This window comes from Campylobacter sp. CH246 (assembly GCF_004378835.1).
GTDB lineage: Bacteria > Campylobacterota > Campylobacteria > Campylobacterales > Campylobacteraceae > Campylobacter_D > Campylobacter_D jejuni.
On the sequence record NZ_RYYA01000003.1, the window covers coordinates 39,002 to 50,860 of the forward strand.

Here is an 11,859-nt window from a genome sequence, read left to right on the forward strand (position 1 = left end):
TATAAATAAAAATTCCACAAAGACTAAAAAATAAAATTAGCAAATTTAAAGTAAATAAGTGTATAATTAAAATAAAAAAGGGTTATTAATGCAAAAAGACAACCTCATAGCTTTTGTTATTTTTATTATCAGTACTATCGCATTTGTTATTTGGGGATTTGGTTATATTTCGCAACATCAATTGATTCTTTTTATTCTTGCTTCTATATTTGGCATTTTTATGGCATTTAATATAGGTGGAAATGATGTAGCCAATTCTTTTGGAACAAGCGTTGGTGCAAAAACAGTAACCATTAAACAAGCTTTAATTATAGCAGCTGTTTTTGAGCTAAGCGGGGCAATCTTCGCAGGCGCAGAAGTTACTAAGACCATACGCAGCGGTATTGTTATTTTTCCAAATTCTTTAGATCCTATGCTTTTTGTTATCATTATGCTTGCTGCACTTTTAAGCTCTGGGGTTTGGATTTTTATTGCAACCAAGAAAGGCTTACCTGTATCAACCACACACAGTATAGTTGGTGGGATTGTAGGTGCTAGCATTATGATGGGGCTTTTAAAATTTGATGGAATCCAAACACTCTCTATGGTTAAATGGAGTGAAATTTTAAGAATAGCTATTTCTTGGGTAGCTTCGCCTCTTTTAGGGGGTATTGTAGCTTATATTATTTATTCATATATTGATAAGAAAATTTTAAAACCATCAGAAAAACTAAATGATGATTTGAAAAATATCAAAAAAGAAAGAAAAAAATTCAAAGAAGAATATTTTTTAAATTTAAAAACAAAATCCCAAGAAGAACAAATCAAAGAACTTTCCGCTATAGCTTTGGATGAAGAAGAACAGGAAAATAATTTCTATAGAAATAAAATGAAGGAATTTAAAGAACAAGAAAAAGATATAGATATTTACTCTATTTTAAAAACTCATATGCCAATCATTGCTTGTATTGCTGCTGCTATCATTTCGGCAATGTTTTTATTTAAAGGTTTAAATAATGTTAGCACTTTGGATATTTTACAAAACTTTTGGATTATTGGAATTATAGGAACTATAAGTTATGTTGTAACATTTGCTATAGTCAAAATCGTTAAAAAAACAGAACTTAATAAAACCACTGATAGAATTTTCTCATGGTTTCAAATATTTACAGCCTCTAGTTTTGCATTTTCACACGGAGCCAATGATATAGCCAATGCTATAGGTCCTTTTGCAGCGATTTTAGATGTCTTAAAAAACGGCACAATTAACGCGACTTCTCCTGTACCTTTTGCTGCTTTAGCTATGTTTGGAGTTGCTCTAGTTGTAGGACTTTGGTTTTTAGGTAAAGAAGTGATTACTACAGTGGGTTCAAAACTTGCAACCATACGCCCTACTACTGGATTTTCTGCAGAACTTGGTGCAAGTATAGTTATACTCTTAGCTACACAATTTGGAATTCCTGTTAGCTCCACCCATATACTCATAGGTGCTATCTTGGGTATAGGAGTGTATAATAAAAACGCAAATTGGATTATGATGAAGCCTATAGGATTGGCTTGGATTATCACTTTACCAGCCGCTGGTATTATGGCAGCACTTGTATTTTTAGGATTTAAACTATCTTTAGGAATTTAAGTAAAGCTTATTTTTCTAAAATATTTTTTCCTTTAATTATATGCATTTTAATCTTTCCAAAAAGTTTATCCTCAGAATAAAGAGAACTTTTTGGAGCAACAATTTCTTCATTCTCATCAAAAAGAACTAGATTAGCTTCTTTTCCGACTTCTATAACTCCACTATTTAAACCTAAAAATTCACTAGGATTTTTACTTGTAAATTGACAAAGCTCTTGCCAATTTAAAAATCCTTCTTTGATTAAAAAAGTATAACAAAGACTTATAAATTCGCATATGCTATGAATTCCAAAAGCCGCTTCATCAAAAGCTAAATCTTTTAAAGAAATTGATTTTGCACTATGTAAGGAAGTTAAAAAGCTAATTTTTCCTTCTTTTAAAGCCACTCTTAAAGCCAAAACATCTTCTTTGCTTCTTAAAGGTGGCATAAGTTTCGCAGCCGTATTAAAATCTTCACAAGCACTATCATCTTTGATAAGATGATGAATGCTTACAAGTTTTAAATCCTTTTCATCTAATAATACTAAAGAATCTTTCAAACTTAAAAGATCAAAAATGACCTTATTTTCATAAAATTTAGCCAATTCTTTCATTTTAGCTATCTGGCTAGTTTCAGCGATTTTACTCATGCCTATAAGCCCTAGCTCAAAACTCATTTCACAATCATTCATCACTCCATTATCATCAAAATCCTTATCATAACAACGCACAAAAATTGGAGAGTCTTTCATAAAAGCATATTGTGAACTTACTTTTAAAGTATTTGCATCTAAAGAGCTGTCAAGCTCTAAAGCACAAGCACCTTTATTTAAAAGAGTGGCTAAATTTTTAAGCTTACCATTTGCATCCTTAACCCGCACGCTTGAAAAAATTTGCATCTTTCTTTGAGCTAAATTTTGTAAAAATAAAGCAAAATTTTCTTCATCAAAATCCATACAATCACGCAAAACTATACCAGAAATTCCTCCTTTTAGACACTCATTTTCTAAAAGTTCTAAATTAGCTAAAGAAAATTTATCGTTTTTTAAACTCACACACAAATCTACAAAAGATGGAAGTAAAGTCATACCTTTAGCATCTAAAATTTCTTCACCTTGTAAATTAGAACCAATATTGGTAATTTTTCCTTCTTTAATCTCTATATCTTGTAAAGAATCTCCATAAATTTTTGCATTTTTAATTATCATGATTTTTCCTTAATCATTTTGCTTTAATAAATTCTGCGTTGCTTCTTGCACGCTTTTACCCTTAAAAATTGCCACTACTTCATTTACAATAGGTGTATAAATTCCTTTCATTTTTGCTAATTTTTCTATAGCATAAGCAGTTTTTACACCTTCTGCTACTTCATTAAGTTCAGCTAAAATACTATCTAATTTTTGATTTTGCGCCAGTTTTAAACCTACTCTATAATTTCTTGATAAAACACTCGTTGCAGTTAAAAACAAATCCCCTGCCCCACTTAACCCTAAAAAAGTTTCTTCTTTAGCACCAAAAAATTTACCAAAACGATGCATTTCTATAAGCCCTCTTGAAATCAGTGCCGCTCTTGCATTATTGCCAAGTTTTAACCCATCACTAATCCCACTTGCAATTGCTAAAACATTCTTATAAGCACCACAAATTTCAGCACCACGAACATCATTATCAATATAAGTTTTAATAAAATCAGGGAAAAAACTTGCAAATTTTTTACAAAGCTCTTGATTTATCCCGCTAATCATCAAAGCAGTAGGAAGTTTTTGCATCACTTCAGCAGCAAAAGAAGGACCGCTTAAAACACAAAAATTTTCTTTTGGTACAAAATCTAAAAAAATTTCATCTAAAAATTGACAACTTTGATCTTCTATACCTTTTGAAGCAATTAAAATTTTTTGCCCCTTGTTGATGAAATTTTCTTTAAGCCAAGCACGCATCCCTTGAGAACTTAAAGCAAAAACAAGATATTCACATTCTAAAGCTTCTTTTATGTTAACAAAATCTTCTAAATCACGCTGATGCAAAGAACTAATAAAACAATTGTGATTTTCTTTTAAGGCTAGATGTAAAGCACTGCCCCATTTTCCCGCACCAATAACCGCTATACGCATCAACCAAGCTTTGCTTTTAAAATTTCATTTACTTTTGCAGGATTAAAAGCTCCCTTACCCTCTTTCATTGTTTGACCTACAAAGAATCCAAAAAGCTTCTCTTTGCCACTTTTATACTCTGCAACCTTATCAGCATTTGCATTTAAAATTTGTTCAATCACCGCTTCTATGGCTGAGTCATCACTTACTTGTTTAAGTCCTAGCTTTTCTATAGCTTCATCAATTTCCACGCTAGTATTTTCAAATACAAAAGCCAAAACATCTTTAGCCGCTTTTGCACTGATAGTGCCATCTTCTATGCGTTTAATTAAAACTCCAAGCTTTTGAGCATCTACAGGAGAATTTTCTATAGTCAATTCTCCTTTTAAAAGTCCCATAAGTTCAGTATTTAACCAATTTACGCAAAGTTTAGGATTTAAATTTTGAGAAATAAGACTTTCAAAAAAACGACTCATTTCTAAAGAACTGATTAAAACCTCTGCATCACTTTCTTTTATACCAAGCTTGTCTATAAAGCGTGCTTTCTTCTCATCAGGAAGCTCAGGGATTTTAATATCCAAAAACTCATCTTTTAATAAAACAGGCAATAAATCAGGATCAGGAAAATAGCGATATTCTGCCGCTTCTTCTTTGCCACGCATACTTCTTGTAACTAAATTTGTCGTATCAAAAAGTCTAGTTTCTTGAACTACTTCTTGTTCGTAAGTTCCATCTTCCCAAGCCTCACTTTGTCTTTTTACCTCATATTCTATAGCTTTTTGGATAAAACGAAAAGAATTAAGATTTTTAATCTCTACTCTAGTATAAAGTTTTGTATCACCCTTAGGTCTTATACTAACATTTGCATCGCATCTAAAACTTCCTTCTTGCATATTTGCATCTGAAATGTCTAAAAAGCGTATAATAGAATGAAGTTTTTTAAGATAAGCTACTGCCTCATCACTACTTCTAAGCTCAGGCTCACTGACAATCTCAAGCAAAGGAGTTCCTGCACGATTTAAATCTACTTTAGAAAAATTACTTTCATGGATATTTTTACCTGCATCTTCTTCCAAGTGCGCTCTTGTAATACCTATGCGTTTATTTTCACCCTTTACATTGATAAAAAGCTCACCCTTTTCTACTATAGGGATATCAAATTGTGAAATTTGATAAGCCTTAGGTAAATCTGGATAAAAATAATTCTTACGATTAAAAACACTTTTTTTATTAATTGTTGCATTGACAGCTTTTCCAAAAGCTATAGCTTTTTTTACAGCCTCTTCATTTAAAACAGGCAAAGCTCCTGGTAAGGCCAAACAAGTGGGACAAACATTGGTATTTGGAGCTTCTCCAAAAGAAGTTGCACATGAGCAAAAGATTTTTGTTTTTGTATTTAACTGAGTATGAACTTCAAGACCTATAACTACTTCAAACATAAAATTTCCTTGAATTTTTAAATGTTTTATTTTATCTTTTTTTCTTTTAGAAAGGCTTTAAATATTAACTTTAAATGCTATAATCCTTAGGCAATTTATATTTAAGGAGTTAAAATGCCATTATTAGACAGCTTTAAAGTTGACCATACTAAAATGCCAGCTCCTGCTGTGCGTTTAGCTAAAGTTATGAAAACACCTAAGGGCGATGATATTAGCGTGTTTGATTTGCGTTTTTGCATACCAAATAAAGACATTATGAGCGAAAAAGGTACTCATACCTTAGAACATTTATTTGCAGGATTTATGAGAGATCATTTAAATTCAAATTCAGTTGAAATTATTGATATTTCACCTATGGGTTGTCGCACGGGTTTTTATATGAGTTTAATTGGAACACCAGATGAAAAAAGTGTTGCTAAAGCTTGGAAAGCAGCTATGAAAGATGTTTTAAGCGTAAGCGATCAAAGCAAAATTCCTGAACTTAATATCTATCAATGCGGAACTTGCGCAATGCATTCTTTAGATGAAGCCAAACAAATTGCCCAAAAGGTTTTAAATCTAGGTATTAGCATAATGAATAACAAAGAATTAAAACTCGAGAATGCTTAAAAAGAATCTTTATTTTTTAAACGATTAAGCTTTAATTAATATATTTTTATATATGATTTTGAAATTTTATTATTTTAAAAGGAGAAAAAATGAAACTGATGTGCGAGATGTGTAGTATCTAGTGCGTCCTTTGGCTTAACATTATGTTTCCAAAGGTCCAAAAAGTGGATAAGGAGATATAATGTGTAAGAAAGTCAAAAAAGTTTATTTTTTCAAAATACTCATTTAAAATCTTAACTTACAAAAATTTCTCTAATAAAATTTAATTCAAAATATCTTCTTATCCTTAATTTTAATTTAAGGAGCAAAAATGAATTTACCTATACTTGATTTACAAGCTTATGAAAAAGATAAAAGCACTTTTCTTAAAAATTTAAGAGAAATTGCTTCTAAAATAGGTTTTTTTTATCTTATCAATACCAGTATAGATAAAAATTTAAACGAGAAATTATTCAAACTTGGCAAAGAATTTTTTAATCTTTCTAGAAGTTCGAAAGAGCTTATTTCTATGGTACATTCTCCTCAATTTAGAGGTTATACTAGCGAAGGTTTTGAATACACAGCAGGAACTAAGGATTATAGAGAACAACTGGATATAGGCACAGAAAGAGATGCTTTAAACTGGAATTTAAACTCACCCTTATGGCAAAGACTAGAAGGTCCTAATCTTTGGCCTAGTGAAATTCCAGAACTTAAAAAAACTTTCTTAACTTGGCACAAACAAACCAAAAAAGCTTGTTTAAAGCTTTTAAAAGCCTTTGCTCAAGCTCTTGATCTACCTAGCAATGCTTTTGATAAACTTTATGGAGAAAATTCTTACGAACATTGTAAAATCATACATTATCCAAAAAGCTCAAAAAATATCACTCAAGGCGTAGGTTCACATAAAGATGGTGGGCTTATCACTTTTGTTTTTCAAGAAAAACAAAGTGGACTTGAAGCTTTTATAGATGGTAAATGGCTTAGTATACCCCCACTTGAAAATAGCGTTGTAGTTAATATAGGAGAATTTTTAGAACTAGCTACCAATGGCTATTTAAAAGCTACTATTCACCGCGTGAATTTAAGCCCAAAAGAACGCTTTAGCATAGCTTATTTTCTTGGAGTGCAACTTGATAAGGATATACCTATTTTTAAGTTAAATCCAGAGCTTGCCAAAGAAAGCAAAGGTGTGGATACTGATCCTAAAAATCCACTTTTAAGAAATGTTGCAAGTAATTATTTTAAAAGAATGATACGCTCTCATCCTGATGTAGCAAGTATTTATCATAGTGACTTGATAGAAAAATTTAGTTTTGCGTAAAGGAGAAAAAATGACTTTATTTACTAAAGCTTTTTGCGTCGCTACTCTTTTTACCGGTTTTGCATGGGCAAATGAAGAACTTAAAGTTGGCTCTTCTATAACACCTCATGCAGATATTTTAAGATTTATAAAATCAGCACTTCAAAAACAAGGTTATGATTTAAAAATTTATGAATTTAATGATGGGGTAATCCCTAATGTAATGGTTGAAAATGGTGAGTTAGATGCTAATTATTTTCAACATGAACCTTATTTAAAAGAATTCAATCAAAGGCAAGGCACCCATCTTGTAAAAGTTGCCAGTATCCATATAGAACCTATGGCAGTGTATTCAAAAAAATATAAAGAATTTAACCCAGAGGAAGGACAAAGCATTTCTATACCCAATAATCCTACAAATGAAAGCCGTGCTTTACGCATTGTAGCAAGCAAAGGACTTATAGAAGTTAAGGATAATGAGCTCATCACTCCTTTAGATATCACTAAAAATCCTAAGAAGCTTAAATTCGTAGAGTTAAAAGACGCTCAACTTACAAGGAGTTTAGATGATGTAGATTATTCTCTTATTAATAGCAATTTTGCTATTTTGGCAGGTTTAAACCCTGTAAAAGATGGGCTTTATACAGAAAGTAAATATAGTGAATATGGCAATATCATCGCCGTTAAAGAAGGTAATGAAAACCTTCCTAAAATCAAAGCCCTAGTCAAAGCCTTGCAAAGCGATGAAGTTAAAAAATTTATAGAAGACAAATATCAGGGTGCTTTAATCCCTACATTTTAAGGAGAATAAATATGAAAAATTCAATCATTTCTTATCCAAGAATAGGTGCAAATAGAGAATTAAAATTTGCTATTGAAAAATACTTTAAAAACCAAAGTTCAAAAGAGGAGCTTTTAAAAAGTGCTAAGGATTTAAGGATTAGACACTGGCAAGAAATTCAAAAAGCTGGTATTGATTTTATCCCTAGTAATGATTTTTCACTTTATGATAATGTCTTAGATACGGCTGTGCTTTTTAACATTGTTCATACAAAGTATAAAAATTTAAATTTAGATGCTTTAGATGAATACTTTGCTCAAAGTCGAGGTTATCAAGGAGAAAATGGAGATGTTACAGCCTTAGCAATGAAAAAATGGTTCAATACAAATTATCATTATTTGGTGCCTGAGTGCGATAATGCTGATATTATAGCTTTAACAGGAGATAAAATTTTTAAAGAATACCTTGAAGCTAAAGAACTTGGCATAGAAAGTAAGCCCGTTTTAATAGGCATTTTCACACTTTTTAAGCTCATTGCCTTTAAAGATGAAAAAACTCAAAAACTCGCCAAAGAAAAGCTTTTAAACGCTTACATAGAGCTTTTTGATAAACTAAATGAACTTAAAGTGACATGGCTTGAACTTGATGAGCCTTATTTGGTTTATGATTTAAGCAAGGAAGATATCGCTTTGTTTGAAGAATTTTACCAAGAACTTTTAAATCACAAAAAAGATCTTAAAATTTTACTTCAAAGCTATTTTGGAGACTTAAGAGATATTTATCCTAAACTTTTAGAAAGCAAATTTGATGCTTTGGGTCTTGATTTTATCGAAGGTAAACAAAGCTTAGCCTTAGTTCAAAAATACGGCTTTGCTAAAGATAAAATCCTTTTTGCAGGTCTTATTAATGGCAAAAATATCTATACTAATGATTATGCTAAAAGCCTAAAGCTTATTAAAGAGCTTCAAAAATATACACAAAATATCATCTTAAACACTTCTTGCTCACTTTTACATGTGCCTTATAGCACTGAATTTGAAAGCAAATTAGATTCAAGCTATCTTAAACTTTTTTCCTTTGCTAAAGAAAAACTTCAAGAACTTAAAGATTTAAAAGAAATTCTAAATTCTAGCGAAGAAAATCCGCTCTTTAGAGCCAATCAAGAGCTTTTTAAAAATATCCCAGAGCGTTTAGATGAAAAAGTCAAAGCAAGGCTTAAGGCTTTAAAAAAAGAAGATTTTACCAGAACGCCTAGTTTTAAAGAACGCGCCTTAATCCAAAAAGAATTTTTAAAACTCCCTCTTTTACCAACCACAACCATAGGTTCATTTCCTCAAAGTGCTGATGTAAGATCTAATCGCCTTGCCTTTAAGCAAGAAAAAATTTCAGCTCAAAACTACACTGAATTTAACCAACAAAAAATCAAAGAATGCATACAAATTCAAGAAGAAATAGAACTTGATGTTTTAGTGCATGGAGAATTTGAAAGAAATGATATGGTGGAGTATTTTGGAGAGAATTTAAAGGGCTTTTTATTTACTCAAAATGGCTGGGTTCAAAGCTATGGCACAAGGTGCGTTAAGCCTCCTGTAATTTGGGGTGATGTATCACGCACAAAGCCTATTACCTTAGCTTGGTCTAAATTTGCACAAAGTTTAAGTCAAAAAATCGTAAAAGGCATGCTAACTGGGCCTGTAACCATACTTAATTGGTCCTTTCCAAGAGAAGACATCAGTCTAAAAGAAAGCACTGAGCAAATTGCCTTAGCTATAAGAGATGAAGTATTAGATCTTGAAAATGCAGGTATAAAAATCATACAAATTGATGAAGCCGCTTTGCGTGAAAAACTGCCTTTAAGAAAAAGCGATTGGCATAGTGAGTATTTAGATTGGGCTATTCCTGCTTTTAATCTTGTGCATAGTGGGGTAAAAGCTAAAACTCAAATTCACACTCATATGTGTTATAGTGAATTTAGCGATATCTTAAAAGAAATTGACGCTATGGATGCTGATGTGATTTCTTTTGAAGCTTCAAGATCAAACTTAAGTCTTTTAGATACCCTAAAAGCTATTCATTTTAAAACCAAAGTTGGACCAGGAGTTTATGATATACATAGCCCTAGAGTTCCAAGCGTAGAAGAATTAAGTTTAACTATAGAAAAAATTTTAAACAAATTACCTAAAGAACAAATTTGGATCAATCCAGACTGCGGACTTAAAACAAGGGCTTATGAAGAAGTCATAGCCTCTCTTAAAAATTTAGTTACGGCTACGCAAAAAATACGAAAACAATTATAAGGAGTTTTTATGTGCAATTTTTCTTTTGAAGTTTTTCCACCAAGAAAAGATGAAAATATCAAAAATCTTCATGCTATCTTAGATGATTTAGGGCAATTAAGCCCTAATTTTATCAGCGTAACCTTTGGCGCAGCAGGCTCTATTAACTCACAAAACACTTTAGAAATTGCGAGCTTAATCCAGGAAGAATATCAAATTCCTAGCATAGTACATTTACCTTGCATCCATTCTAGTAAAGAAAAAATCACTCAGATACTTCAAAAATGCAAAGAAAAAAATCTTAATCAAATTCTTGCCCTAAGAGGCGATATATGTGAAAATTTAGAAAAAAGCAAAGATTTTTCTTATGCTAGTGATTTAATTTCTTTTATAAAAAAACAAGAATACTTTGAAATTTATGCCGCATGCTATCCTGAAAAACATAATGAATCTAAAAATTTCATCGAGGATATACACCATCTTAAAACTAAGGTAAATGCAGGAACAGATAAGCTCATTACTCAACTTTTTTACGATAATGAAGATTTTTATACTTTTAAACAAAATTGTGCTTTAGCAGGTATTGACATACCTATTTACGCAGGTATTATGCCTATTACTAACAAAAGACAGGTTTTAAAAATTTCTCAACTTTGCGGAGCTAAAATCCCTCCTAAATTTGTTAAAATTTTAGAAAAATATGAAAATAATACTTTGGCTTTAGAAGATGCAGGTATCGCGTATGCTTGCGATCAAATTGTCGATTTAATCACAAGTGGTGTAGATGGAATTCATCTTTATACTATGAATAAATCCAAAGCGGCTATTAAAATTTATGAAGCTGTAAAGCATTTGATTAAAGAAGAGCTTCATGCTTAGAAAATAAACTATTTTTTGCTTTTATCTTAACTTATCTTCATTTTTTAGCTTATGGTTTTCTATAAGTAAAACAAAAATTAAAGATAAAAGCAAACCTGGTATAATACCCAAGCAAAGATAGAAAAAAGAATTATATTTAAAAAAGAAGAAAAGTGCACCAAAAAGCATTAAAGCTAAAGATGCACCTTTAAAAAATTCTAAAATATAGATCAATGACCTTCCTCAACAACAGTTGCACCTGCTAAATATACATAAGTTAAAATCATAAAAATAAAAGCTTGTAAAAATGCCATAAAAGTTAAAAGCACATAAGCAGGAAGCGGAGCTATATAAGGAACTAAAGCTAAAATTACCATCAAAAATAAATCGTCACCTTTAATATTTCCAAACAAACGGAAGGACAAAGAAACCACACGAGAAAGATGAGAGACTATCTCTATAGGAAACATCAAAGGAGCTAAAAGTTTAATAGGTCCCATGAAATGAGCAAAATACTTTACAAAACCTTGTGCCCTAATACCCTCAAAATGATAATATACAAAAACTATAATAGCCAAGGACAAAGTCAAATTTAAACTTGCAGTTGGAGAGTGAAAACCAGGTATTATGCCTATAATATTGCTAAAAAACACTATAATCCCCAAAGTTGCAACCAAAGGAAGATATTTTCTTGCACCTTTTTCACTTCCCATGGTATCTCTACCCATAGATAAAACTCCCTCTAAAAAAGCCTCACCTAAATTTTGCATACCACGTGGAACAAGTTGCATAGAACGAGTAGCCATCATAGCCACTATAACAGCAATTAAAGCCACCAAACCTATGTGAAAAAAATAAGAAAAAGTATGACTTGTATCAAGCAAAGAGCTAAATAAAAATAAATCTTTCATGGTTTCCTCAAAAATTTTAT

At 31.3% G+C, this 11,859-nt stretch carries 11 protein-coding genes; 6 read left to right on the plus strand and 5 right to left on the minus strand.

The window, feature by feature from the left end:
• Positions 1 to 88: 88 nt before the first annotated feature.
• On the plus strand, positions 89 to 1,615 hold the full coding sequence (locus ELQ06_RS03320; protein ID WP_002867379.1) for an inorganic phosphate transporter: 1,527 nt from the start codon (positions 89 to 91) through the stop codon (positions 1,613 to 1,615).
• A gap of 7 nt (positions 1,616 to 1,622) precedes the next feature.
• Here the strand turns inward: ELQ06_RS03320 and ELQ06_RS03325 are convergent, their stop codons facing one another.
• The 3 genes from ELQ06_RS03325 to gatB are packed head-to-tail and all read right to left on the minus strand — an operon-like array spanning position 1,623 to position 5,122.
• Positions 1,623 to 2,801 carry a metal-dependent hydrolase gene (locus tag ELQ06_RS03325; protein ID WP_052784222.1) on the minus strand — a complete coding sequence of 393 codons (1,179 nt, stop codon included), beginning with the start codon at positions 2,799 to 2,801 and terminating at the stop codon, positions 1,623 to 1,625.
• A gap of 9 nt (positions 2,802 to 2,810) precedes the next feature.
• Complete coding sequence (locus ELQ06_RS03330; RefSeq protein ID WP_079460087.1) at positions 2,811 to 3,707, minus strand: NAD(P)H-dependent glycerol-3-phosphate dehydrogenase; 897 nt, start codon at positions 3,705 to 3,707, stop codon at positions 2,811 to 2,813.
• Entirely contained in the window at positions 3,704 to 5,122 is a 1,419-nt protein-coding gene (gatB, locus tag ELQ06_RS03335) for an Asp-tRNA(Asn)/Glu-tRNA(Gln) amidotransferase subunit GatB (protein WP_052797641.1), read from the minus strand. Before gatB ends, ELQ06_RS03330 begins: the two co-directional genes overlap by 4 nt.
• 114 nt (positions 5,123 to 5,236) lie before the next feature.
• Between gatB and luxS the strand changes: the two genes are divergently transcribed.
• The 5 genes from luxS to metF all read left to right on the plus strand — a co-directional run bounded on the left by luxS (position 5,237) and on the right by metF (position 10,949).
• Entirely contained in the window at positions 5,237 to 5,731 is a 495-nt protein-coding gene (gene luxS / locus ELQ06_RS03340; RefSeq protein ID WP_002859279.1) for an S-ribosylhomocysteine lyase, read from the plus strand.
• Positions 5,732 to 6,041: 310 nt separating this feature from the next.
• A complete protein-coding gene (locus tag ELQ06_RS03345) occupies positions 6,042 to 7,034 on the plus strand; it encodes an isopenicillin N synthase family oxygenase (RefSeq protein WP_002868574.1) in 993 nt (330 codons plus the stop codon).
• A 10-nt stretch (positions 7,035 to 7,044) separates the two neighbouring features.
• Entirely contained in the window at positions 7,045 to 7,815 is a 771-nt protein-coding gene (locus tag ELQ06_RS03350; protein ID WP_052793737.1) for a MetQ/NlpA family ABC transporter substrate-binding protein, read from the plus strand.
• An 11-nt stretch (positions 7,816 to 7,826) separates the two neighbouring features.
• Entirely contained in the window at positions 7,827 to 10,091 is a 2,265-nt protein-coding gene (metE, locus tag ELQ06_RS03355) for a 5-methyltetrahydropteroyltriglutamate--homocysteine S-methyltransferase (RefSeq protein ID WP_052797640.1), read from the plus strand.
• Positions 10,092 to 10,100: 9 nt separating this feature from the next.
• Positions 10,101 to 10,949 carry a methylenetetrahydrofolate reductase [NAD(P)H] gene (metF, locus tag ELQ06_RS03360; protein ID WP_052793735.1) on the plus strand — a complete coding sequence of 283 codons (849 nt, stop codon included), beginning with the start codon at positions 10,101 to 10,103 and terminating at the stop codon, positions 10,947 to 10,949.
• Positions 10,950 to 10,970: 21 nt separating this feature from the next.
• Here metF and ELQ06_RS03365 read toward each other — a convergent pair whose 3' ends face one another.
• Both ELQ06_RS03365 and ELQ06_RS03370 read right to left on the minus strand, forming a co-directional pair.
• The gene (locus ELQ06_RS03365) at positions 10,971 to 11,162 is read right to left on the minus strand and encodes a membrane protein (RefSeq protein ID WP_002914249.1); all 192 of its coding nucleotides are present in this window, start codon (positions 11,160 to 11,162) and stop codon (positions 10,971 to 10,973) included.
• Positions 11,159 to 11,839: a F0F1 ATP synthase subunit A gene (locus ELQ06_RS03370; RefSeq protein WP_052779689.1), complete on the minus strand. Its 681-nt coding sequence runs from the start codon at positions 11,837 to 11,839 to the stop codon at positions 11,159 to 11,161. Before ELQ06_RS03370 ends, ELQ06_RS03365 begins: the two co-directional genes overlap by 4 nt.
• Positions 11,840 to 11,859: the final 20 nt, after the last annotated feature.

Excerpts from the sequence above, each read along its gene's own strand:
- ELQ06_RS03325 (WP_052784222.1), bottom strand. The coding sequence starts at position 2,801 with ATGATAATTAAAAATGCAAAAATTTATGGAGATTCTTTACAAGATATA.
- metF (WP_052793735.1), top strand. The coding sequence starts at position 10,101 with ATGTGCAATTTTTCTTTTGAAGTTTTTCCACCAAGAAAAGATGAAAAT.
- luxS (WP_002859279.1), top strand. The coding sequence starts at position 5,237 with ATGCCATTATTAGACAGCTTTAAAGTTGACCATACTAAAATGCCAGCT.
- ELQ06_RS03370 (WP_052779689.1), bottom strand. The coding sequence starts at position 11,839 with ATGAAAGATTTATTTTTATTTAGCTCTTTGCTTGATACAAGTCATACT.
- ELQ06_RS03320 (WP_002867379.1), top strand. The coding sequence starts at position 89 with ATGCAAAAAGACAACCTCATAGCTTTTGTTATTTTTATTATCAGTACT.
- ELQ06_RS03350 (WP_052793737.1), top strand. The coding sequence starts at position 7,045 with ATGACTTTATTTACTAAAGCTTTTTGCGTCGCTACTCTTTTTACCGGT.
- gatB (WP_052797641.1), bottom strand. The coding sequence starts at position 5,122 with ATGTTTGAAGTAGTTATAGGTCTTGAAGTTCATACTCAGTTAAATACA.
- ELQ06_RS03345 (WP_002868574.1), top strand. The coding sequence starts at position 6,042 with ATGAATTTACCTATACTTGATTTACAAGCTTATGAAAAAGATAAAAGC.
- metE (WP_052797640.1), top strand. The coding sequence starts at position 7,827 with ATGAAAAATTCAATCATTTCTTATCCAAGAATAGGTGCAAATAGAGAA.